This is a genomic window from Luteitalea sp. (assembly GCF_044337415.1).
Taxonomy (GTDB): Bacteria; Acidobacteriota; Vicinamibacteria; order Vicinamibacterales; family Vicinamibacteraceae; genus Luteitalea.
Genome location: NZ_JBIINP010000018.1, coordinates 29,241 through 51,829, shown reverse-complemented (window position 1 = coordinate 51,829; position 22,589 = coordinate 29,241). Strand labels below are relative to the sequence as shown.

Here is a 22,589-nt window from a genome sequence, read left to right as displayed (position 1 = left end):
TCACGTGGGTTCGAATCCCACCCTCTCCGCCAACTCCTTCCCTTCGGTCAGTCGTTGTCGTCGAGGCTGTGTTCAGGCCAGCCGCGGCATCGCTGCGCGACGCCGCGAGCTGGCTCGAATCCCACCCCTGTGGTTCGGCAGGGCCGGCGCTTGGTCGCCATCGGCGCTCCGCGCCTCGGCTTCCCTCACATCGAGCAGCAGTGCTGCCTCTACCCGCAGTCCGTGGCCGTCGAACTTCAGTTCGACGGTGGGCGGTGCTCGCTGCGGTTCGTCAGGGCCGCGGCTTGGTCGCCGTCGGCGCTGTGCGCCTCGGCTCCGGATCCCACTCGGACACCGGCAGGCTCCCCACACGTCGTCGACGCCCTCGCGACGGTCCGTGCACGTTCGATCCGTAGCCGTCGGACTTGTCCGACGGTCAGTGCGGCTTCGCTGAGGGGCGCAAGCGCCGCGGCTTCGTCGGCGTCGGGCGGCGAGATCCGTCGCGCTGAGCCGCGACAGGGCCGTCAGCGTGAACGCCGCGTCGGCAGCGTCCAGTTCTCGAGCTTCAGGTCGCGCACCCGCTCGAACTCCGCGATGTTGTTGGTGACCAACGTCACTCCCAACGCTCTGGCGTGCGCGGCGATGAAGAGATCATTGGCGCCGATCATGACGCCCCGGCGCTTCAGATCCGCACGGATCTCCGCGTAGTGGAGCGCGCCGCCCTGGTCGAAATCCACTGCCTCGACGTAGGGGAGGAAGGCCGCCAGGGCGGCGGCGTCATGCGCGCGGCGGGGTGACACCTCAACTCCGTAGAGCAGTTCCGCCCTGGTGACCACAGACATACAGACGTCGTCGACCGAGAACGTCTGCAGCCGCTTCAAGACCAGCGGATGCGAGCGCTTCATGATGTAGGAGCACGTGTCCGTGTCCAGCATGAAGCGGGGCATCACAGATCGCGCTCCTGCACCGGCAGGTCCTCGACGTCGGCCATGAAGGTCGCCGATGCCACGGGCGCGGACGCCAGGTACGTGTTCCAGTCGCGGGGGCGAGGCGAGAGGATGACGTCGTCGCCGACCCTGCGGATCAGGACCTCGTCGGTGGCGAACTGGAAATCCTTCGGTAGTCGCACCGCCTGGCTGCGGTTGGTCATGAAGACCTTCGCAGTTCGTGACATGTCGGGCACCTCCGAAGCCAGTATGCCATATACATGACGTATATGGCTGCCGCGAGCTGGCTCGGATCCCACGCGGGGTGTCGCCGTCGGACGTGCCCGACGGTCAGTGCTGCCTCGCTGGGCGCGTGCGGTGCGGCCTTGGCGCTCTGTATCGCCCAGCCCCAGCCCCCAGCCCCCAGCGCCAACCGCTTCCTGACGCGCAGGCCGCCCCTGAGCCGACTTGTGGAACCATGGGGGCATGACCGCATGCGTTCGCGTTCCGTTGGCCGTGATGCTCCTGGCCCTCGTCGTTGGCACCGGCCCGGCGGCCGCCGGCCAGCGCGCCGTCGTGTCGGGGGCGCACGACGCGCCACTGACGGCGACCGTGCCCGTCGACCCGCGGATCACGGTGGGCACGCTGTCCAACGGGATGCGCTACTACATCCGCGCCAACGACCAGCCGAAGAACCGTGCCGAAATCCGGCTCGTGGTCAACGCAGGGTCGGTGCTCGAAGACGACGACCAGCGAGGGCTGGCGCACTTCGTCGAGCACATGGCCTTCAACGGGACGCGGCACTTTCCCAAGCAGGACGTGATCGCGTTCCTGCAGTCGACCGGCATGCGCTTTGGCGCCCACGTCAACGCCAACACCGGCTTCGACCAGACGGTCTACGAGCTCCGCATTCCAACCGACAGCCCCGACGTCATCGACCGGTCCCTGCTGATTCTCGAGGACTGGGCCACCGCCGTGTCGTTCGAGCCGGACGAGATCGAGAAAGAGCGCGGCGTCATCCTCGAGGAGTGGCGCACGGGCCTCGGCGCCGGCGCCCGGATCCTCGACGCCCAGTTGCCGGTCCTGCTGAAGGACTCCCGCTACGCCCAGCGCCTGCCCATCGGCACGCCCGAGACCATTCGCACGTTCCCCGCCGCTCGCCTGAAGCAGTACTACACCGACTGGTACCGCCCCGATCTGATGGCCGTGATCGTCGTCGGCGACTTCGACCCGGTCGCCATGGAAGCGCGCATCAAGGCGCGCTTCGGGCCGATTCCGGCGGCCAAGAGCCCCAGGCCCCGACCGGTGTACGACGTCCCCGAGCAGCCCGGTACGCGCTACACGATCGCCACCGACCCCGAGGCCACGCGCACGATCATCGGCATCTCGAGCACCATGCCGGCGCGCGACCAGTCGACCCTCGGCGCCTATCGCCAGATGACCCTCGAGCGGACGTTCGCATCGCTGCTGTCCGCGCGGCTCTCGGAGATGGCCCAGAAGCCCGGCGCGCCGTTCCTGGCCGCGCAGACCAATCGCGGGATCTTCGTGCAGTCGACCGAATCGACGACGCTCAGTGCGCTCGTGCCGGATGGCGGCGCCGAGAAGGGCCTGGCGGCGCTCCTGGACGAAGCCGCCCGCGTCGCCCGGTTCGGCTTCACGCAGACCGAACTCGATCGCTACCGGCAGGCCATGCTGAACGCCTTCGAGCAGCTTGCGTCATCGCCCGACGAGCACACCTCGGAGTCGCTTGCCGACGAGTTCATCCGCAGCTTCACGCAGGGTGAACCGATCCCGGGCATCGCCTACGAGTACGGGCTCGCGCGCCGGTTCCTGCCCGAGATCACCCTGGCCGACGTCAACAGCCTGGCCCGCGACTGGATCCCCGAACGGAACCGCGTTGTCTCGGTGACCGCTCCCCGGAAGGTCGGCGTGGCCGTCCCCACCGAGACGTCACTCGCAGCCGTCATCAAGGAGGCGGGCGCGGCGGCGTTGACGGCCTATGTCGACACCGTGAGCGCGACCCCACTCCTCGAGCCACTGCCCAAGCCAGGGTCGGTCGCCAATCGAGCATCGCGGCCCTCCGGCGTCACCGAGTGGACGCTGTCCAACGGCGTGCGCGTGGTGCTGCAGCCCACCACCTACAAGCAGGACGAGGTCCTGTTCCGTGCCTTCAGTCCCGGCGGCACCTCACTGGCGGCCGATGCGGACTTCATCGCCGCCCAGACGGCGGATCGGATCGTCGCGCAGGGCGGGCTCGGGACGTTGAGCGCCATCGACCTCGGCAAGAAGCTCGCTGGCAAGTCGGCGCTGGTGCGTGCCGACATCGACGAGATGTTCGAGGGACTGAGCGGCCGGGCGCTGAACCGCGACCTCGAGACGATGTTCCAGCTGATCTACCTGACGTTCACGAGGCCCCGTCCCGACGCCGACGCGTTCCGCACCGCAACCGAACAGCTGAACGCGGCCCTGGCCAACCGGCAGTCGGTGCCCGAGGCGGCGTTCGAGGACGCGCTCACGGCCGCCGTCAGCCGGAACCACGTGCGCGCCCGGTCGATGACGCGCGAGGCGATCGCCCAGATGAGCCTCGACAAGTCGATCGCGTTCTATCGGGACCGCTTCGCCGACGCCAGCGACTTCACGTTCGTCTTCGTCGGCAGCTTCGAGCTGGCCACCATGCAGCCGCTCGTCGAGCGCTACCTGGGCAGCCTGCCTTCCCTTCGCCGCAAGGAAGCCGGTCGAGACGTCGGCATCCGCCCCCCGGACGCCGTCGTCGAGACGCTGGTGAAGAAGGGCACGACGCCCAAGAGCCAGGTCGGCGTCGTCTTCACCGGGCCGTTCGAGAACACGCCGAAGAACCGCCTCACTGTCCGGACCATGGCCGACACGCTGGCGGGCAATCTCCAGCGTGTGCTCCGCGAGGATCTCGGCGGCACGTATGGCGTCAGCGTCGTGCCAGGCTTCACCAAGCAGCCGGTCGGGCAGTACAGCATCTCGATCATGTTCGCGTGCGACCCGGCACGCGCGTCCGATCTCGTCGAGGCGCTGTTCACCGTCGTCGAGGAATTCAAGACGCGTGGGCCGAGCGCCGGCCAGGTGGCGGATGCGCAGGCGGCGCTGCGGCGCGACCTCGAGATCGAGAGCCGCCAGAACGGCTCGATCCTGAACAAGATTGCGTTCGCGTACCAGTACGACGAGCCGGTGCCGGATGTCGCGACGATGCGTGGGCTGTACGACCAACTGAGCGCGCCCCTGCTGCGCGACGCCGCGAACACCTACCTGGACCTGAAGCGCTACGTCAAGGTCGTGTTGATGCCGGAAGGGAGCACGCCGTGACGCGGCTCGGGCGTACTTCTTCGGGCCGGCCACGACCGCGCGCGACGCCATCACACGATGGGCGGCCCGCCACGAGCTGACGCGCTGAGAGGCGAGCGCCAGCGCCTGCTAGCCTACGTCGAGCAGGCTCATGTGTTGACCGTCCACCAGCGCCATCCCGTGCGCGTGTCCAGTCTCAGGAGGCCAGCTGCGGCCCTGGGCCTCGCGGCGGCGCTGCTCGTGGCGCCAACGGTCGCAGCGGCACAGGAGCCTCAACCGACACCTCCGCCGGAGACGCACGAGCACGTGGTCGTCGACGGCACCATGCTCACGCCCACCCGCGAGGGCCCGGGTACGGCGTGGATTCCCGCAGCGACGCCGATGTACGGCCTCCATCGGCCGTGGCGCACCTGGGACATCCGGCTCAACGGGACGGTCTTCGCGCAAGCGGTGTACGAGCCCCGGGAGCGCCACCGGACGGGCGGCGCCAGCACGAGCCAGGCCAGCAGCCTCAACTGGGTGATGCTCGGGGCCCGTCGACGCCTGGGCGACGGCCGCTTCGGCGTGCGCACCATGCTCAGCGCGGAGCCGTGGACGGTTCCCGGCTGCGGGTCGCTGAGCTTCCTGGCCGTCGGGGAGGTCTGCGAAGGCGACACGATCCACGACCGACAGCAACCGCACGACCTCGTCATGGAACTGGCGGTGGACTACGAGCATGCGCTGCGACGCACATGGCGGTGGCAGGTCTATGCCGGCCTGGCAGGGGAGCCCGCGCTGGGCCCGCCGGGATACCCGCATCGGGCCTCCGCCATGCCCAATCCGACCGCGCCGCTCACCCATCACTGGCTCGACGCGACGCGTGTGAGCTTCGGGCTCGTGACGCTGGGTGTCCACAACCAGCGCTGGAAGGCGGAGGTCTCCACGTTCAACGGGCGCGAGCCCGACGAGCGTCGGACGGATCTCGACATCGGCGCGTTCGATTCGGTGTCAGGTCGCCTGTCGTTCCTGCCCACCGAGCGTCTCGCGCTGCAGGTGTCGGCGGGGCGGTTGCGCGAGGCGGCGACCGACTTCCCGTTCCCGTCCCAGCCGCCGGTCATCCGCACGACCGCATCGGCGATGTACCACGTGCCGTTCGGCCAGGCACATCTCTGGGCCACGACGGTCGCCGTCGGGACCACGCGTGCCCGGGAGGCGGTGCCCGGCGGGATCCTCGAGGCCACCAGCGTCGGCGCGCTCCTCGAGAGCAGCCTGCTGGTGGCCGACCGGCACACGGTCTTCGGGAGAGCCGAGGTCGGACGCATGCCGGCCCACCATCTGCACGCGCACGAGTACGCGCTCGCGCTGGTGCCGCTCGGCAAGCTGCAGGTCGGGTACGTGTGGCACCCGCGGAGCGGCAGGGGAATCGTGCCGGGCATCGGTGCGTCGGTGGCCGTGAGCGTGCTGTCGTCCGAGCTGTCGCCCTACTACTACGGGCGTGTCGCGCCGAGCGTCGTCGTGTTCCTCAGCGTGCGGCCCGCTCGGCACGTGATGTAGGACGCCGCGCCCCTCATCGGCCGCGCCGATCGTGGCTCCCCGCCCGCGCTGCCCCAGGCTCGACGACACGCGCACCGGGAATTCACACGGAGGGGGTAAGATGGCGGCCGCCGCTGGAACTGCTGAACACTCGTGCGCCTGACCGACCCTGCGCCGGAAGGGCAGGGCACGGTCGAAGCGGCATGACGCGCGACTCACGGTTGTCGCCGTGTCATCACCCTGGCTCCTGGCTCGGAGGATCACATGAACCTGATCGTGACGCTCGTGATTGGTGGCATCATCGGCTGGCTGGCGAGCATGGTCATGAAGACCAATGCCCAGATGGGGCTCATTGCCAATGTCGTCGTCGGCATCGTCGGCTCGTTCGTCGGCTTCTGGCTCGCGGGAGTCCTCGGCCTCTCGGCCGGCGGCGCGGTCGGGGGCTACGTCATCTCGATCATCGGGGCGGCGGTCCTGATCGGCCTCCTCAAGGCTGTGGGAGTGATGGGCTAGTCGCTCGGGCGACGCGGAGCGCGGCGTGACGCCCACGGGCGTGGACGCTCCGAATACGTCCAGGGCACGATGACCGGAAGGTTCGCCACGCTCCTGGTGGGCAGGCCACTCGATATCCTGATCGTCGCGCTGCTGCTGGCCGCGGCAGCGGCATGGCTGGTCCACGCGGGCCGGGAGTGGCTCGTGATGGTGCGCACGCCGGAGGCGAACATCCGTGTCGACCTGCTGGTCATCTGGCCCGTGCTCGTCGTGCCCACCCCCTGGTGCGTCGTGAGGGCGCTGCGGCAGGTGTCGCAGGGGGCACGCGCTCACGCGGGGCATTGGTGAGGCCGATTAGGTGACCAATGGCTGCTCAACCGTCCGGGCCGCGCGTCCCTGCCAACCCCGAAGGACTCATGGTGCTGGTCTATGTCAGCGCCGCCACGCGCGAGCTGACGCGCGACGAACTCCACGGCATGCTCGAGTCGGCGCGGGTGCGCAACGCTGCCGCCGGCATCACCGGCGTGCTCCTCTACCATCGCGGCGGCTTCATGCAGGCGCTCGAGGGGCCGCGCTCGCAGGTCGAGGCGCTGTTTGCGCGCATCGTGAGGGATGTGCGCCACCACAACCTGATCGTGGCGGCCCGGCGTCCGCGCGCCAAACGCGACTTCGCCGACTGGTCGATGGGCTTCGTCGATCTCGCCGACGGCGACGTCCCCGAGGGCTTCTCGCCCCTGCTGCACCAGCCGGCCGTGCGCGAGGCCTACGCTGCCTCGCCCGACCGCGTGCACCAGTTCCTCTCGCACTACGCGCGAACAGCCGTGCTGGCCTGATCCGTCTCGCGGCGTCGCCACAGCGCGCCGGCCCGGCAGGGAGTAGACTGGCTCCCTGCTCTGCGTAGTGCCCCACACGACAGCCGACGCGTGCTGGCTGGTGGCACGACGGGAGCCTCCCAGGCGCTCACGTGAACGAATCCGACTCCCCGGCGCGCTCGCCGGCCCGCCTGCCCAACGTTGTCGCGATCGGGGCGTCGGCCGGCGGTCTCGAGCCCCTCAAGGCCTTCTTTCGGGCCATGCCCGAGAACCCCCAGCTGGCCTTCGTCGTCATCACGCACCTGCCGGCCGACCACGTGAGTCACCTGCCGGCCCTGCTGGATCGCGCCGGCGTGCTTCGCGCCCGCGAGGCGCGCGACGGGGAGCCGCTCGTCGGCGGGCGCGTGTACGTGATGCCGCCCGGCGCGCTGATGGGCGTGACCAACGGCGCCATCCGCCTGGAGCCGCGCCCGGTGCGGCCATCGTCTCCCAAGCCCATCGATCACTTCATGGCCGCGCTGGCCGACGATGCCGGCGATCGGTCGGTGGGGATCGTGCTGAGTGGCACCGACCACGACGGCACCGCCGGGCTGAGGGCCATCCGGGCCGCCGGTGGACTGACCCTCGTGCAGCGCCCAGAGACGGCGCAGTTCAAGGGCATGCCCGACAGCGGCATCGCGGCCGGCGTCGCCGATCAGGTGCTGGCCCCCGAGGACATGCCGGCGGCCCTGAGTGCCTACCTGGCCCACGTGCCGATCGACCTCGACAGCCCGCTGACTCCGTTCTCGGCACTCGACGCTCCCGAGAAAGGGCTGCAGGACGTGCTCGGGATCCTCCTGGCGCGCACGGGCCACGACTTCCGGTGGTACCGCCCAGGCATGCTGCGCCGCCGCCTGCGCCGCCGCATGGGCCTCACCGGGGCCGATCGCGTGGCCGACTACGTGTCGCTGCTCGAGCACTCCAGCGAGGAGGTCGAGGCGCTGAAGGGAGAGTTCCTGATCGGCGTCACCGACTTCTTTCGCGATCCCGAGGCCTGGCAGGCCCTGGCTGGCGAGGTCCTGCCGCAGGTGCTGGCCACCCGCGCTCCGGAGGATCTTCCCGTTCGGGTGTGGACGCCAGGCTGCGCGACGGGCGAGGAGAGCTACTCCATCGCGATGCTGGTGCTGGAGCAGTTCGACATCGGCGACACGTCGCAGCGCGTGCAGGTCTTCGGCACCGACATCGACGACGATGCGCTCCGCGTGGCCCGGCGCGGGTCGTACCCGCTCACCATCGAAGCCACGGTGTCGTCCGATCGGCTGGCGCGCTTCTTCGAGCGGCGTGGCGACCGCTACGTCGTGCGCAAGCCGCTGCGCGACGCCGTGCTGTTCGCCCCGCAGAGCCTCGTGCGCGACACGCCGTTCTCGAAGCTCGACCTCGTGCTGTGCCGCAACCTCCTGATCTACTTCCAGCCGGAGTTGCAGGATCGGGCGCTGCGGGTCTTCCACTTCGCGCTCAAGCCGGGCGGGTTCCTGTTGCTGGGCAAGGCCGAGTCGATCGGCACGGCGACGGCGCTCTTCGAGCCGGCCTCGCGCCACGCCCGGCTGTTCCGGCGGGTCGGCGGTCGCACGCACCTGCCGCGCAGCGTTGGGCATCGCAGCGACGCGGATGCCGTGCTCGGTGTCACGAGTCGAGGGGTGAGGCGCGCGCCCTCACCGAGCGAGATCCTCCGGGCGCAACTCGGCCAGCGCGAGGTGGCCGCGGCCGCGCTGATCGACCGTGACGGTCGTGCGCTGCACTTCCAGGGACGGATGGGGCAGTTCCTCGAGCCGCAAGGCGACGCGACGCTGGAACTGTCGGCGCTGGTGCGCCCGGAGCTGCGGGCCGCCGTCCGCCACATGCTCCGGCAGGTGCACGAAGGGGCCCGTGCGGCGGGTCACCACGCGATGGTGCCGTCGCCGACCGGGCCGCGGCGCGTGCGGGTCGACGTGGAGACGGTGCCTGATGCCGATGGTCGGGGGTTGATGCTCGTCCTGTTGGACACGGCGCCCTCGGAGACGGCTGGCCTGTCGCCCGATCAGGTGCCGGGCGCCGCCGACGCCCCGTCGTCGCAGGAGCTCGACGACAACCGCCACGAGCTGACGCTGGCGCTCGAGGATGCCGAACGCAGCAACGAGGAGCTGCGGATGGCCAACGAGGAATCGCTGGCCCTGAACGAGGAACTGCAGTCGTCCAACGAGGAACTGGAGAGTTCGAAGGAGGAACTGCAGGCCCTCAACGAGGAACTGGCCACCGTCAATGCCCAGCTCGAGGACAAGGTCGGCGAGGTCGCCCGTGGCCACGACGACCTGAGCAACCTGCTCGCCAGCACCGAGATCGCGACGCTGCTGCTCGACCGGCACCTGCGCATCCGGCGCTTCACGCCGGCGGCCGCCACCCTGTTCAGCGTGCAGGCGGGCGACGAGGGTCGATTGATCACCGACATCTCCAGCCGCGTCGACGACCCGGGCTTCTTCGCCGAGATGAACGGCGTGCTGACGTCGCTGACGCCGGCCGAGGCCGAGGTCCGGACCTCCGCCGGGTCGTGGTTCCTGCGCAGGATCCTGCCCTATCGCTCGGGCGAGTCGGATACGCAGGGTGTCGTCGTCACCTTCGTCGACATCACGCCTGGCCGAGCGGCCGCCCAGCAGGCGCGCCAACTGGTCTCGGCCCTCGAGGACTCCAACGACGCCGTCCTCACCTACGACTCCGAGGGCCGCATCCTCTCGTGGAACAGCGCGGCGCAGCGGGTGTACGGGTACGCCAGAGCCGAGGCCATGGCCCTCGGCCTGTTCGGCATCACGCCCCCATCGGCCCACGCCTCGGCGCGTGAGCTCATCGCGCTGGTGCGCAGCAGTGACCGGGCCGGTCCGCTGGATGCCGAGCGGCTGAGCAGGAGTGGCGCCACGATCAGGGTGTCGGTGACCGTCACCGCCCTGCGCGACGAGCGCGGCGCCGTGTACGCCATGCTGTCCACCGAACGCGACCTCACCGAACGCCTGCGCGCCGAGAGCGAGATCCGTTTCCGCCGTCTCGCGGACGACATCCCGGCCCTGCTGCGCGTCGAGGATGCGGCCGGTCGCGCCCAGTTCGTGAACCAGGCGTGCTGCCGCTTCACCGGGCAGGATCGGGCGGCGTTGCTCGGCGAAGGGTGGCTGCAGTTCCTCCACCCCGAGGACCGTCAGGCCTACGTGAGTGACTACGCGCGGGCCCTGCCCAGCCGCGACCGATTCGAGACCGATCTCCGGCTGTTGCGTCACGACGGGGTCTACCGCTGGATGCGCACCATCAGCGTGCCCCACTTCGATCCCGATGGCGGCTACTCGGGGTACGTGGCGCTGATGCTCGACGTGGAGGACCGGAAGCAGGCCGAGACCGAACTCGTGGCGGCCGATCGCCGCAAGGACGAGTATCTCGCCATGCTTGCGCACGAGCTGCGGAACCCGCTCGCGCCGATCCGCAACGCCGCCGCGATCCTCGCCCGAACTCCCGGCCTCGACGCCACGTCGGTCTGGGCGACGGGCGTCATCGGTCGACAGACCGACGTCATGGCCAAGCTGCTCGAGGACCTGCTCGACGTGGCGCGCATCGCCCGCGGCAAGGTGCCGCTGGCGTTGGCGCCGGTCGACGTCGCGGTGATCGTCGAGCGCGCGGTGGAGATCAGCCGCCCGCTGATCGACGCGCGTCGCCATCGCCTGACGGTCGACCTTCCCTCGGAGCCCTTGACCGTCGTGGGCGACCTGCTGCGCCTGACACAGGTGCTCGCCAACCTGATCAACAACGCGGCCAAGTACACCGACGAGGGCGGCGAGATTGCCATCGATGCCCGCCGCGACGCGCGCGAGGTGGTCATCGGGGTCATCGACAACGGGGCCGGCATCACGGCCGCCATGGTGCCGCACGTGTTCGACCTCTTCGCGCAGGCCGACACGACGCTGGATCGCTCGAAGGGTGGGCTTGGCCTCGGCCTGACGCTCGTGCGCCAGCTCGTGAAGCTGCACGGCGGCACCGTGCACGCGCAGAGCGACGGACTGGCGAAGGGCAGCCGCTTCGTCGTTCGTCTCCCGCTGCTGGAGCAGCGCTCGTTGCCTCCCGCGCACGAACCGACCGGGCTGGCCAGGGGCGCCACTGCTGCCATCCGTCGGAAGGTGATGGTCGTCGACGACAACATCGACGCGGCGCAGACCCTCGCCATGATCCTGTCGACGCACGGCCACGACGTGCGGGTGGTCCACGATCCGCGCGACGTCATGGCCGTGGCGAGCCAGTTCCGTCCCGACGTGGCGATCCTCGACATCGGCCTGCCGCACATGGACGGCTATCAGCTGGCTCGGCACCTCCGCGGTCATGCCGACACCGCCCGGGTGGTGCTGATCGCCCTGACGGGGTATGGGCAACCCGACGACGTCGATCGTGCGCACGCCGCAGGATTCGATCATCACCTCGTGAAGCCGGTCGAGCCGGAGACGGTGAATGCCCTGATCGGCAGGCCCGCCGTCGGTGTTCCCGAGACGCCCGGCCTTCAGCGCGATGGCGCGGCGCCCGGGCCCGAGACTGCCGGCGGGTAGCGCCGCCGCATCTCGGCCACCGACCAGTCGATCAGGGCGGCCAGCGACGCCTCGTCCACTGCGGCCAGCCGCTTGATGTAGAGGCAGCTCTTGCCGGTCTTGTGCGGACCGAGCGTCGAGAGCCAGGCCTTCGCCTCGCCGCTGTCGTAGCCGGGCATGAGATACACCGAGATGTCCGTCTTGCGCGACGCGAACGCGACGAGTGGCCAGTCGCCCTCCTGCCCGCTGGCGTACCGGTAGTGATACTCCCCGAAGCCGACGATGCCGGTGCCCCAGAGGCGTGGCGCCTCGCCCGTGGCGCGCGTCATCATCGCGGCGAGCGCCGTACAGTCGGCACGCCGCGTCTCATCGGTGATCCCGGCAAGGTACGTCGCGAAACTCGTGGTCGTCGGTGTGGTCTTCGGCTCGCCCATCGTGCGCTCCTGTGAGTGCAGGGATACCGAGATGCTACCCGGTCACCGCCGACTGCCCTACCGACGACCGACTGCCGACTGCCGACTCCCGACTCCCGTCTCCCGACTCCCGACTCCCGACTCCCGTTCCATGGTGATACGCTCCGCGTCGACGGCCGGGTGACGCCCGGCAGGGAGCGGATCGATGAGCAACTCCATTTCTCGGCGAAAGTTCTTCTTCTACGGTTCCCTGCTCGCGGGGGCGGTGCCGACGGGTGGCTATGGCAGCGTGCCGTCGCTGCAGGCGCTCGGCTTCAAGTCGGCCATGGGCAAGCTCAACGTCGCCGCCATCGGCTGTGGCGGGCAGGGTGGCCTGATCCTCGGCCAGGCCGCGCTCACCGAGAACCTGGTCGCGCTCTGCGACGTCGACCACGGCCGCGCCGCCGGCACCTTCAAGAAGTTCGAGGCCACGCCGAAGTACAAGGACTTCCGCGTGATGCTCGACAAGGAAGGCAAGAACATCGACGCGTGCACGATCGGCGTCCCCGACTTCATGCACGCTACGGTCGCCCTGGCCTGCATGCAACGCGGCAAGCACGTGTACGTCGAGAAGCCGCTCACGCGCACGCCGTGGGAAGCGCGCCTGCTGCAGGACGCGGCCGTGAAGTACAAGGTCGCCACCCAGATGGGCAACCAGGGCTTCTCGCACGAGGCGCATCGCGTGGCCGCCGAGATCGTGTGGTCGGGCGAGATCGGCGACGTCACCGAGGCGCACGTCTCGACGTCGCCGGGCATGTTCCCCACCGGGCTCACCGAGCCGCCACCCGAGTCGGCCGTCCCGTCGAGCCTCGACTGGGACTTGTGGCTCGGCGGCGCCGCGCCGCGGCCCTTCAGCGACGCGTACGTGCCGTACAACTGGCGCGGCTTCCTCGACTTCGGCACCGGCCAGATCGGCAACTGGGCGACCCATACGGCCGGCCCGGTCCACACCGCGCTGAAGCTGGGCACGCCGGTGAGCGTGGAGTGCCTCCGCATCGAGGGCAAGAGCACCATCTCGATGCCGCATCGCGCGGTCGTCCGGCTCGACTTCCCGGCGCGCGCGGGCATGCCGCCCGTGTCGGTGTACTACCACGAGGCCGCGCGACCCGGCGACCCTGAGGCCTACGTCGTGCCGGGGATGGAGAACGAGACCATCCTGCCGCCGTCGAACAACCTCCGCGACAAGGGCCGCGAGACGAGCAACCGCGCGCCCGCGCTCGGCGAGGCGCCTGCCGGCGCGCGTGGCGCACAGCCGCAGGCACCGCCTGCCGGTCCCCGTCGCGTGATGAGCCCCGGCGGCCCGGACGTGAAGGTCTACACGCAGCCGGGTGGCCGCAACGACACGCCGACGAACGGCGTGCTGACCGGCAACGGCTCTGTGATGGTCGGCAGCAAGGGCATGCTGGCCACGCGGGACCGTGGCGAAGGCGTGTGGCTCCTGCCGGCGGCGCGCTGGCAGGAGTATCAGCTCCCGCCGCAGCTGCTCACGCGCTCACCCGGGCACATGCTCGACTGGATTCGTGCCTGCAAGGGCGGCGATCGCTCGTGCTCCGACTTTGCGATCACCGCGCCCTACGCCGAGTGGCTGGCGCTCGTGGTGATCGCCTGGCGCGTGCCGGGCAAGCTGCAGTGGGACAGCAAGAACACGCGCTTCACCAACAGCGAGGAAGCCAATCGCTGGGTGAAGCCGATGTTCCGCAAGGGCTGGGACCTGAAGCTCTAGCAGAGCGCTGAAGAACTCCGCCATCGGGATCGGACCGGCGCGGCGACACACGCCGCGCCGCCTCACCGGCCCCGGAAGTCACCTCCGCATGCCTCGACTGATCGACCGGGACGAAATTCGCCGTCTCCTGCGCCGCGATCCGGCGTGGTCGGTCTACGCGCTCGGCGACCTCGCGCCGGCGATGTTCCCGAAGGCCACCTGGTTCACGCCGGACCTCACGCTCGTGCTTCGCGACTACGGCACGGCCATCCTCTTCGCGATGGGCACGGGCAGCGTGCGCGAGGCGCTCGCCACCGTGGACGGCCCCGTACACCTCCAGGTGCAGCAGGACGCGCTCGAGGAGATTCGGCGACACGCGCCCGTCTCGTCGGTCAAGCCGATGCTGCGCATGACGTGGACGGGGCAGCCGTCACCGACACGGCGCGACGGCACCGCTCGACTGGACGCGCGCGACGTGGAGGCGCTGCAGCGCCTCTATGCCGACGGGGATGCGGCTGGAGAGTCACCCGACTTCTTCTTCCCGTCGATGGTCACCGACGGGGTCTTCCACGGCGTTCACGACGGCGACGCGTTGCTGGCCGCGGCCGGGACGCACCTCTTGTCGCGCGCGGAAGGCGTGGCGAGCATCGGTAACGTCTACACGCGCCGCGATCGACGCGGCCTCGGCCTCGGCCGACGTGTGGTGTCGGCCGTGCTTGGCGACCTGGCGGGGCTCGAGACCATCGGCCTCAACGTCCGCGCCGACAACGCCGCGGCGATCCACCTCTACGACTCACTGGGCTTCCGACGTCACTGCGAGTTCTTCGAGGCGTTGTGCGACGCGCCCACACGTGAGCCATCCCAACGCTCGTGACGTCGTCGCTGCCCCAGCGGAAACCGTTGGGCGCAGCCTTCGGTTCGCCCGCCTCACGTCAACAGTCGCTTCCGCGACGCGCAGGCACGTGCGCCCGCTGAGCTCGTGGCTATCGAGATGAGTGGGATGCTGCGGGAGGGTGACTGGCGGGTCAAGCGACCCGCGCCAGTCGGTCGGGCGTGCGCCGCAGAACGGCAGACGCCGGGCGCGCCATGGACTCGAGAACCGCCGTCGAAGCGGCGTGGCCCTCGAGTCCTCGGGCGCAGCCCGCGGGCGTGCTGGCTAGGCCAGCGCGTCCTTGGCGGCCTTCACGGGACGGATCTTGATCGTCTTGCGCGCCGGCTTGGCCTTGAACACCGTCGGCTCCTTCGTGAAGGGGTTGATGCCCTTCCGCGCCTTGGTCGCCGGCTTCTTCACCACCACGAACTTGGCGAGGCCCGGCATGACGAACGTGCCGGTCTTCTTCAGTTCCTTGTGGGCGAGCGCGGCAAGCGACTCCAGGAGGGTCTTGACCTGCTTCTTGGTCAGGCCGTCCGAACCAGCGACGAGCTTCTCGATCAATTGCGTCTTCGTGAGCATGTGTTTCCTTCTGGCCTCTCCGGCCGAATGATGACCAACGCGGCCCGCTTCGCATCGCACCCGTGCGATGCAGCGTCGCGGCTCGGCCGGCCATCATCATACCGGGAGTTCACGCCCACACCGCGATTTTCCCGTCATTTCGCCGGCCATCCCTGGATTTCCCGGGCAGAAGCAGGACCGCCGGCCCTATATCACGCGGCTCCGAACGCCCCCTCATGAGGCGTGCTGGCAGCGCCCCGGGTCCCGGGGACACCTGCTGGCACGCCATGCGAGGTGCCTGTGGCCTCGCGTTCCGCCCCTGGAGGCTGTCGTGTCAGACCCGCTCATCCGCCGCATCCTTGCTCGTACCGCCGCGAGCCGCTCGTTCCTGCCGGCCAGCCTCGCCCTGGCCGCACTCGTGTGCCCGGCCATTCCGGCCGGGGCCCAGACCGCCGTCAACGGACAGATCGCCTACGTCGTGTCAGGCCCGTCGACGATCCCGTTCGGCTCGCCGACGCAGACCGACATCTGTGTGATGAACGCGGATGGGACCAATCCGCGCAACCTGACCAACACCAGCGAGGTGGACGAGTTCACGCCGGCCTGGTCGCCCGACGGCACGCGCATCGCCTTCATCGCCGATGCCTTCTCGCAGACGTTGACGGTGATGAACGCCGACGGCAGCAACCCCACACCCATCGTGAGCGGCGCCACGTTCCCGACGTGGAATCCGGCGGGCACCGAGATTGCCTACGTGCGCGGCCGCGACGGCCTGCCCGTCAACATCGTCATCCGCACGCTGGCGACCGGCGTCGAGCGCGACGTGACCGGTCCCGTGGACTTTGGCAACGGCGTCTTCATCGACGTGGAGGAGATGGAGCCCGCCTGGTCGCCCAGCGGCGACCGCATCGCGTTCACCAGCGTGCGCCCGGAGACGATGCTGGACCCCGTGACGGGCGAACCGCAGGTCGCGGCACAGTACGAGATCGTGACGGTGAACGTGGATGGCACCGGCGAGCGGATCGTCAGTCGGGGCGACGCGGGCAGCGTTCGCGCCGACTCGCTCGAGGAAGATCGCTCGCCCTCGTGGTCGCCCGATGGCCGGCTCGTGGTCTTCATGAGCCAGACCCAGGCGCAAGGCTGCTGCGGCCCCTGGCAGATCTGGGCGGTGGCCGACGATGGCACTGCACCGGTGAACCTGACCAACGACGACACCGTCAACGACCTGTACCCGTCGTGGTCGCCCGACGGCTCGCTGATCCTGTTCTCGCGGGCCGAGCTCGGCGGATTCAACCTCTACACCATGCCTGCGCCCACGGTGGCGCCAGCGCCAGCCCTGCGGTCGGCGATGACCGCGGCGGTGGCAGACGCGCCCTCAATCGTCGCGGCAGCCGGCCTTGCCACGCCCCTCACGTTCGACGGCAACGCCCAGGATGGCACGTGGGCTCCCGCGCCGCCGCCCGGCCCGGCCGGCTTCATGCTCTCGGTGACGGTCCGATCGCGTGCGGGCGCTCAGGGCCGCGTGTTCAGCGTGCCTGACGGCATCGCCTGCGGCACCGATTGCGCGGAGACCTACGAGCCAGGGACGCGCGTGCTGCTGTTCGCGCTGGGCGGGCGCGGCACACGCTTCACCGGCTGGACAGGTGCCTGCGGGTCGACGTGGGGGCCCGTGTGCGTGGTCACGATGAATGAGGCGCGTGCGGTGACGGCCACGTTCAAGCGGCGGTAGGGAAGGCGTCAGGGCCGGGAGCAGCGGCGCGCGTCGTGCGCGCCGCCGCCTCCGGCTCCCTCGGTATCGCCACGCGTTCGCTAGAATGGCCCCATGCAGGTGATTCTCGGTGCGAATGGCGTGGTCGGTCGCGAGCTGGCCCGGCGTCTGCCCGGATTCACCGACCATGTCCGACAGGTCGCGAGGACACCCTCGCGGGTCAACGAGACGGACGAGCTGGTCACCGCCGACCTGCTCGACGCGGCCGCCACGGCTGACGCCGTCAAGGGCGCCGACGTCGCCTACCTGCTGGCCGGCCTGAAATACGACGCCCGCGTGTGGGCCGATCAGTGGCCGCGCGTGATGCGCAACGCCATCGACGCCTGTGCCCGGCATGGCTGCGCGCTCGTGTTCTTCGACAACGTCTACGCGTACGGGCGCGTCGACGGGCCGATGACCGAGTCCACACCGTACAACCCCTGCAGCAAGAAAGGCGAGGTGCGCGCACGCATCGCGACGATGTTGATGGATGAGGTGGCGAAGGGCACGCTGCGCGCGATGATCGTGCGCGCCGCCGACTTCTATGGGCCTGGCGCGACCCTCAGCCTGACGCATGCCACCGTCACCGAACGCCTGAAGGCCGGCCGCACGCCGCAGTGGGTCGGCGATGCCAGGGCCGTACACACGTTCACCTACACGCCAGACGCCGCGGAATCCGTGGCGCGTCTCGGCAATCGCCCCGACGCCTACGGACAGGTGTGGCACGCGCTGACCAGCAAGGACGCGATGACCGGCGAGCAGTACGTGCGCATCGCCTGCGAACTCGCGGGTCGCCCGTACGGTCTGCAGGTGGCGCCGCGCTGGATGCTGCGTCTGATGGGCGTGTTCGTGCCGGTGCTGCGCGAGAACATGGAGATGATGTACCAGTTCGAGCACGATTACCGGTTCGACAGCACGAAGGCCGCGCAGGCGCTCGGCCTCGCGGCCACGCCGTATCGCGAAGGGATCGCGGCGACGCTCGCGCCTCGCTAGAATGACGTGATGCACGTCCTTTCCGTCGCCCAGCGGCACGCGGCCGGTCGGCCATGAGCCGCCTCGCCATTCCGTGGGCGACCTGGCGGCCCAAGCTCGTCGAGATGCTGGCGGGCTACGACCGCAAGACGTTCCTCGCCGATCTCGTCGCCGGCATCACCGTGGGCGTCGTCGCCCTGCCGCTGGCCATGGCCTTCGGGATCGCCTCCGGCGTCTCGCCCCAGGCCGGCATCTACACGGCGATCCTCGGGGGCCTGGTGGTGGCGCTGCTCGGCGGGTCGAGCATCCAGGTGAGCGGCCCCACCGGCGCCTTCGTCGTCATCGTCGCGGGCATCATCGCCGCGCACGGCCTCTCCGGCCTGCTGATGGTGACGATGATGGCCGGCGTCATCCTGATCTTCCTGGCGGTCACCGGGCTCGGGCGAACGGTGCGCTTCGTGCCCCGCCCTGTCGTGATCGGCTTCACCAACGGCATCGCGCTGCTCATCGCGAGCACGCAGATCAAGGACTTCCTCGGGCTCGCCATTCCGGAGCCGCCGAGCGAGTTCTTCGGGCGCATGGAGGCGTTGCTGCACGGGTTGCCGCAATGGAACCCGGTGGCGTTCGCGCTCGCGGCCGGATCCCTGGCGACGATCCTGCTGGCGCCGCGCGTCGTGAAGCGCATCCCCGGCTCGGTGATCGCCCTGGTCGTGGCCACCATCGTCGTCGCCGCGTTCGGCATGCCCGTCGAGACCATCGGCTCGAAGTTCGGCGGCATCCCGAGCGGCCTGCCGCCTGTGCGCATCCCGGAGTTCCGCGCCGACCTGATTCTGCCGCTGCTGCCGTCGGCGTTGACGGTGGCGATGCTCTCGGCCCTCGAGAGCCTGCTCTCGGCCGTGGTGGCCGACTCGATGACCGGCGATCGACACAACCCGAGCGCCGAGCTGATGGGACAGGGCGTCGCCAACATCCTCACGCCGCTCGTCGGCGGCATCCCCGTCACGGGCGCCATCGCGCGCACGGCCACCAACTTCAGGTCCGGCGCACGCACGCCGGTGTCGTCGGTGGTCCACGCGCTCACGCTGCTGGTGATCGTGCTGCTGCTGGCCCCGCTCGCCACCCACATTCCGCTCGCCACCCTCGCCGCCGTGCTGTTCGTGGTCGCCTACAACATGGGCGAGTGGCGCGAGATCGGCAGCATCTGGCGGCTGGAGTGGGCCGACAAGTCGGTGTGGCTGCTCACGTTCGCCCTCACCGTGGTGGCCGACCTCACCATCGCCGTCGAGGTGGGCATGGCCCTGGCCGCGCTGCTCTACATCTATCGCGTCACCGACACGACGATCGTGTCGACGCTGACGCAGGAGATCATCGAGGAAGGTCGCGTGCACATGTTGCAGGACCGCGACGTGCCGCCAGACGTCGCCATCCTGCGCATCCTCGGGCCGTTCCTCTTCGGCATGACCGACAAGCTCGCCGAGGCCACCGCCGATCTGTCGCAGTTCCCGCGCATCGTCATCCTGCGGCTGCGCAACATGACGGCGATCGACGCGACGGGCCTGCACGCCATCGAGGTGCTGGCCGAACGCCTCAGAGCGTCGGGGCGTACGCTGATCATCTGCGGCGCGCGCCAGCAGCCGGCGGCCTTCCTCGCGCAGGGCGCGTTCGTCGCCCACGTCGGCGAGCGGAACATCGCGCCGCACGTGCAGGCGGCGCTGGCGCGCGCCAACGAGATCCGGGCCGAGTGGCCCGACCGCGTCGCATGAGCGCCAGGCATCGTTCGCCCGCCACGGCGCCCAGGGCCTGACGCGTCATGCCCTATCGCATCGACGTCGACCGCGCCGACGAGTCAGCGCTGCTCCGACTCCTGGACCTCGGCGCCCTCGACGTGGAGGTGCGCGACGATGGGGGCGGCGCCGCGATCCTGCCCGACGGCGTGACGCACGGCGAGGTGCTGCAGGCCCTGGGCGTGCCCGACGTGACCGTGTCTGCCGCCACTGGCCGCGATGCCGACTCCGTATGGGTCCTGTCGCCCCGCGTCGTCCGCCTCGGACGCCTCCGCCTCGTGCCCTCCGCAGCGGGCGACCCGCCACCGCGCGACGGCGACATCCGCCTCATCGACACACCCGCGTTCGGCACCGGCCTGCATCCCACGACCGCGCTGTGCATCGCCGTGATCGACGACATCGTGCAGGCGGCGCCGGTCGCGTCGATGCTCGACGTCGGCACTGGCACGGGAGTCCTGGCGCTCGCAGCCCTGGCGCTGGGCGTGCCCCGCGTGGTGGCCTTCGACATCGACGGGGATGCGGCGCGGGCCGCCGTGGGCAATGCGCGACTCAACCGCGTGTCATCGCGACTGCAGGTGTTGCACGCCGGCCTCGACGCAGTGGCTGGGCGCTGGCCGCTGGTGGTCGCCAACGTGCTTGCGGCGCCGCTCATCGAGATGGCTCCCGTGCTGGCGACACGTCTCGGGCACGGTGGCCAGCTCGTGCTGTCTGGCGTGTCGTCGGGGCTGCAGGCCGAGGTGGAGCGTGCCTATCGTCGCGTCGGCCTGCACCAGATCGAGGCGCGTACGCAGGCAGGCTGGGTGGCGCTGTCGTTTCGCGCGTCCTGGTGAGGCGAGAGACCTCGCGCGAGGCGCCCGAAGGCGCATTCGCGTGCGTGCGTCATGTCCGTACGCGAGCCGCCACGTCCCGCGCAGCGTGCTCGGCTGCCGCGATCGCCCCTGCCATGTAGCCCGGCTCGGTCGCGCTCGTCTCGCTGCCGCACAAGGACAGGCGCGGCTGCCACGCCCCTGTCACCCATGGCGCCGCGGAGGGGTGAGGATGCCCGCCAGCGCTGCGGTCGTGCGGCGTGGCGGTGCACGGATCGGCCGCCCAGTCCTTGAGGAGCGTGGCCCGCGGCTGCAGCGCCTCCGGGCCGAAGAGCCGGCCCAGTTGCGCCACGCATGCATCCGTCAGTGCAGCCTCACCGATCGACGCGCGTGCGTCGGCCCCGACGCCGAGGAACCCGAACAGCGCCGCCTTCCCCGAGGCCGTCGTCGCATCGTGGATCTCGCCCATCGGCCCGACGAAGCTCTGGGCCGTACCCGAGAGTCCGGCCTCGCGCCAGAACGGGCGGTCGTAGATCGCGAAGCACTTCGCGTGCGGCGCCATCCACGTGGCTGTCTCCTCCCACCGACGCAGGGTGGCGTCGTCGACGGCAGGCGAGAACGTGAGGCCGGCGAGCAGGCGCGGGGGAAGCGCGGCCAGCACGTGGGTGGCAACCAGGGAGCCGGTCACGCCGTCGGGGCCCGCGGTGGTCAGGTGCGCGGCGTCGCCGTCGAGCGTCATGTGCGTGACGCGCGTGCCGAGCCTCAGCGACTCGCTGGGCAGGCTCGCGGCCAGTGCCGCGACCAGGGCGCCGGTGCCGCCCACGATGCGCATCGACTGGGGCACCTGGTACGTCGCGCGGTAGCGCCACGGCGTCTCGCGCGACATGCGTTCGACGATCACGTCGCCCTCGTCGTGCTGCGCGAACGTCGCCAGGCCGAGCGCCTGCACGAGGGCCGCGAGCTCGTGCTGCGTGTGCGGCCAGAACCACGACGGCCCCAGGTCGAAGCCGTCGTCGGCCGGCGCGCCGGCGTCGTCGACCGAGAGCACGCGCCCGCCGAGGCGCTCGCGTGCCTCGAGCACCACGCACGCCACGCCCTCGGCGTTCAGCCGGCGCGCCGCGCACAGCCCGGCAAGCCCTCCCCCGATGATCGCGACCGTCGTCTGCATGGGAGGCGGATCATGTCGCAGCCCCTGCCGCGGTGCAACGTAAGATGACGACGTGACCGATCCGCGTACGTCGCCGGAGGCGGCAGCCTTCGGACGTCCTCCGGCTGGCTGGAGGCGCCGATGGTTCAGCGTCATCTTCGAGTCCGACACGCCACCTGGACGACGATTCGACATCGCGCTGCTGGTGGCGGTGGTGCTGAGCGTGCTCGTCGTCACGCTCGAGAGCGTGCCGGCGCTGGCCGATCGCCACGCGCGGCTGTTCCTCGCGCTCGAGTGGGCCTTCACCGTCGTCTTCACGGTCGAGTACGTCGCGCGCCTGCTGTGCGTCGAGCGACCGCTCCGTTACGCTCGGAGTTTCTTCGGCGTCGTCGATCTCGCCGCCGTGCTGCCGATGTACGTCGCGGCGTTCGTGCCTGGCTTGCACGTGCTGATCGACGTGCGGGTGCTCCGGCTGTTGCGGGCCTTCCGCATCCTGAAGCTCACCGAGTACGTACGCGAGTACGCGAGCCTCGGGGCGGCCCTGCGCGCCAGTCGCCGCAAGATCGCCGTGTTCCTGTCGGTGGTCGCGATGGTCGTGGTGGTGCTCGGCACCGTCATGTACGTGATCGAAGGGCCGGAGAACGGCTTCACCAGCATCCCCGCGTCGATCTACTGGGCGATCACCACGATGACGACGGTGGGCTTCGGCGACATCACGCCCAAGACGACGCTCGGGCGTTTCGTGTCGAGTGTCGTCATGCTGCTCGGCTGGGGCATCCTCGCCGTGCCGACGGGCATCGTGACGGCAGAGATGACCACGCAGCGGATGTCACAGGCAGTGGCGCCGAGGCACTGCGCGGCATGTGGCGCCATGGCGCCCACCGACGACGCGCGGTTCTGTCACCGGTGCGGCGCCTCGCTGGGGTAGGGCGTTGGTCGCGCCCCGACG

Annotated in this window: 18 protein-coding genes; 13 read left to right on the top strand and 5 right to left on the bottom strand. The window is 70.1% G+C overall.

Features of this window, described 5'->3' with window-relative positions; genetic code table 11:
- Window positions 1-503: 503 nt before the first annotated feature.
- Together ACIRDX_RS05435 and ACIRDX_RS05430 are read right to left on the bottom strand one after the other, a co-directional pair.
- Complete coding sequence (locus ACIRDX_RS05435) at window positions 504-926, bottom strand: type II toxin-antitoxin system VapC family toxin (RefSeq protein WP_396624388.1); 423 nt, start codon at window positions 924-926, stop codon at window positions 504-506.
- The gene (locus tag ACIRDX_RS05430) at window positions 926-1,153 is read right to left on the bottom strand and encodes an antitoxin (protein WP_396624387.1); all 228 of its coding nucleotides are present in this window, start codon (window positions 1,151-1,153) and stop codon (window positions 926-928) included. Before ACIRDX_RS05430 ends, ACIRDX_RS05435 begins: the two co-directional genes overlap by 1 nt.
- 238 nt (window positions 1,154-1,391) lie before the next feature.
- Between ACIRDX_RS05430 and ACIRDX_RS05425 the strand changes: the two genes are divergently transcribed.
- The 6 genes from ACIRDX_RS05425 to ACIRDX_RS05400 all read left to right on the top strand — a co-directional run bounded on the left by ACIRDX_RS05425 (window position 1,392) and on the right by ACIRDX_RS05400 (window position 11,619).
- A complete protein-coding gene (locus ACIRDX_RS05425; protein WP_396624386.1) occupies window positions 1,392-4,238 on the top strand; it encodes a M16 family metallopeptidase in 2,847 nt (948 codons plus the stop codon).
- 165 nt (window positions 4,239-4,403) lie between these two features.
- Window positions 4,404-5,750 carry a hypothetical protein gene (locus ACIRDX_RS05420; protein WP_396624385.1) on the top strand — a complete coding sequence of 449 codons (1,347 nt, stop codon included), beginning with the start codon at window positions 4,404-4,406 and terminating at the stop codon, window positions 5,748-5,750.
- 243 nt (window positions 5,751-5,993) lie between these two features.
- Entirely contained in the window at window positions 5,994-6,242 is a 249-nt protein-coding gene (locus ACIRDX_RS05415) for a GlsB/YeaQ/YmgE family stress response membrane protein (protein ID WP_396624384.1), read from the top strand.
- Window positions 6,243-6,311: 69 nt separating this feature from the next.
- Window positions 6,312-6,569: a hypothetical protein gene (locus ACIRDX_RS05410; protein WP_396624383.1), complete on the top strand. Its 258-nt coding sequence runs from the start codon at window positions 6,312-6,314 to the stop codon at window positions 6,567-6,569.
- A 17-nt stretch (window positions 6,570-6,586) separates the two neighbouring features.
- Window positions 6,587-7,054 (top strand): BLUF domain-containing protein, encoded by a 468-nt coding sequence (locus ACIRDX_RS05405; protein WP_396624382.1) that lies wholly within the window; start codon window positions 6,587-6,589, stop codon window positions 7,052-7,054.
- A gap of 131 nt (window positions 7,055-7,185) precedes the next feature.
- Window positions 7,186-11,619: a chemotaxis protein CheB gene (locus ACIRDX_RS05400; protein ID WP_396624381.1), complete on the top strand. Its 4,434-nt coding sequence runs from the start codon at window positions 7,186-7,188 to the stop codon at window positions 11,617-11,619.
- On the opposite strand, the gene ACIRDX_RS05395 is transcribed toward ACIRDX_RS05400, so the two are convergent.
- Window positions 11,574-12,032 (bottom strand): DUF1801 domain-containing protein, encoded by a 459-nt coding sequence (locus ACIRDX_RS05395; protein ID WP_396624380.1) that lies wholly within the window; start codon window positions 12,030-12,032, stop codon window positions 11,574-11,576. The genes ACIRDX_RS05400 and ACIRDX_RS05395 overlap by 46 nt on opposite strands.
- Before the next feature lie 184 nt (window positions 12,033-12,216).
- Here ACIRDX_RS05395 and ACIRDX_RS05390 point away from each other — a divergent pair, with 184 nt between their 5' ends.
- A complete protein-coding gene (locus ACIRDX_RS05390) occupies window positions 12,217-13,773 on the top strand; it encodes a Gfo/Idh/MocA family protein (protein ID WP_396624379.1) in 1,557 nt (518 codons plus the stop codon).
- A gap of 88 nt (window positions 13,774-13,861) precedes the next feature.
- Window positions 13,862-14,626, top strand: coding sequence for a GNAT family N-acetyltransferase (locus ACIRDX_RS05385; RefSeq protein WP_396624378.1), 765 nt, complete (start codon window positions 13,862-13,864; stop codon window positions 14,624-14,626).
- Between the two features lie 282 nt (window positions 14,627-14,908).
- On the opposite strand, the gene ACIRDX_RS05380 is transcribed toward ACIRDX_RS05385, so the two are convergent.
- Window positions 14,909-15,205 carry an HU family DNA-binding protein gene (locus ACIRDX_RS05380; protein WP_396624377.1) on the bottom strand — a complete coding sequence of 99 codons (297 nt, stop codon included), beginning with the start codon at window positions 15,203-15,205 and terminating at the stop codon, window positions 14,909-14,911.
- 310 nt (window positions 15,206-15,515) lie between these two features.
- Here ACIRDX_RS05380 and ACIRDX_RS05375 point away from each other — a divergent pair, with 310 nt between their 5' ends.
- From ACIRDX_RS05375 to ACIRDX_RS05360, 4 genes are all read left to right on the top strand, one after another.
- Complete coding sequence (locus ACIRDX_RS05375; protein WP_396624376.1) at window positions 15,516-16,913, top strand: hypothetical protein; 1,398 nt, start codon at window positions 15,516-15,518, stop codon at window positions 16,911-16,913.
- Between the two features lie 93 nt (window positions 16,914-17,006).
- A complete protein-coding gene (locus tag ACIRDX_RS05370; protein ID WP_396624375.1) occupies window positions 17,007-17,924 on the top strand; it encodes an NAD-dependent epimerase/dehydratase family protein in 918 nt (305 codons plus the stop codon).
- A gap of 53 nt (window positions 17,925-17,977) precedes the next feature.
- Window positions 17,978-19,666: a SulP family inorganic anion transporter gene (locus ACIRDX_RS05365; RefSeq protein ID WP_396624374.1), complete on the top strand. Its 1,689-nt coding sequence runs from the start codon at window positions 17,978-17,980 to the stop codon at window positions 19,664-19,666.
- Between the two features lie 47 nt (window positions 19,667-19,713).
- On the top strand, window positions 19,714-20,517 hold the full coding sequence (locus ACIRDX_RS05360; protein WP_396624373.1) for a 50S ribosomal protein L11 methyltransferase: 804 nt from the start codon (window positions 19,714-19,716) through the stop codon (window positions 20,515-20,517).
- Between the two features lie 49 nt (window positions 20,518-20,566).
- On the opposite strand, the gene ACIRDX_RS05355 is transcribed toward ACIRDX_RS05360, so the two are convergent.
- Window positions 20,567-21,661: a flavin monoamine oxidase family protein gene (locus ACIRDX_RS05355; protein ID WP_396624372.1), complete on the bottom strand. Its 1,095-nt coding sequence runs from the start codon at window positions 21,659-21,661 to the stop codon at window positions 20,567-20,569.
- 52 nt (window positions 21,662-21,713) lie between these two features.
- Here ACIRDX_RS05355 and ACIRDX_RS05350 point away from each other — a divergent pair, with 52 nt between their 5' ends.
- Window positions 21,714-22,568 carry an ion transporter gene (locus ACIRDX_RS05350; protein WP_396624371.1) on the top strand — a complete coding sequence of 285 codons (855 nt, stop codon included), beginning with the start codon at window positions 21,714-21,716 and terminating at the stop codon, window positions 22,566-22,568.
- The last annotated feature ends 21 nt before the right edge of the window (window positions 22,569-22,589 follow it).

Excerpts from the sequence above, each read along its gene's own strand:
- ACIRDX_RS05425 (WP_396624386.1), top strand. The coding sequence starts at position 1,392 with ATGACCGCATGCGTTCGCGTTCCGTTGGCCGTGATGCTCCTGGCCCTC.
- ACIRDX_RS05405 (WP_396624382.1), top strand. The coding sequence starts at position 6,587 with ATGGCTGCTCAACCGTCCGGGCCGCGCGTCCCTGCCAACCCCGAAGGA.
- ACIRDX_RS05360 (WP_396624373.1), top strand. The coding sequence starts at position 19,714 with ATGCCCTATCGCATCGACGTCGACCGCGCCGACGAGTCAGCGCTGCTC.
- ACIRDX_RS05390 (WP_396624379.1), top strand. The coding sequence starts at position 12,217 with ATGAGCAACTCCATTTCTCGGCGAAAGTTCTTCTTCTACGGTTCCCTG.
- ACIRDX_RS05435 (WP_396624388.1), bottom strand. The coding sequence starts at position 926 with ATGCCCCGCTTCATGCTGGACACGGACACGTGCTCCTACATCATGAAG.
- ACIRDX_RS05370 (WP_396624375.1), top strand. The coding sequence starts at position 17,007 with ATGCAGGTGATTCTCGGTGCGAATGGCGTGGTCGGTCGCGAGCTGGCC.
- ACIRDX_RS05395 (WP_396624380.1), bottom strand. The coding sequence starts at position 12,032 with ATGGGCGAGCCGAAGACCACACCGACGACCACGAGTTTCGCGACGTAC.
- ACIRDX_RS05410 (WP_396624383.1), top strand. The coding sequence starts at position 6,312 with ATGACCGGAAGGTTCGCCACGCTCCTGGTGGGCAGGCCACTCGATATC.
- ACIRDX_RS05415 (WP_396624384.1), top strand. The coding sequence starts at position 5,994 with ATGAACCTGATCGTGACGCTCGTGATTGGTGGCATCATCGGCTGGCTG.
- ACIRDX_RS05385 (WP_396624378.1), top strand. The coding sequence starts at position 13,862 with ATGCCTCGACTGATCGACCGGGACGAAATTCGCCGTCTCCTGCGCCGC.
- ACIRDX_RS05380 (WP_396624377.1), bottom strand. The coding sequence starts at position 15,205 with ATGCTCACGAAGACGCAATTGATCGAGAAGCTCGTCGCTGGTTCGGAC.
- ACIRDX_RS05430 (WP_396624387.1), bottom strand. The coding sequence starts at position 1,153 with ATGTCACGAACTGCGAAGGTCTTCATGACCAACCGCAGCCAGGCGGTG.
- ACIRDX_RS05355 (WP_396624372.1), bottom strand. The coding sequence starts at position 21,661 with ATGCAGACGACGGTCGCGATCATCGGGGGAGGGCTTGCCGGGCTGTGC.
- ACIRDX_RS05365 (WP_396624374.1), top strand. The coding sequence starts at position 17,978 with ATGAGCCGCCTCGCCATTCCGTGGGCGACCTGGCGGCCCAAGCTCGTC.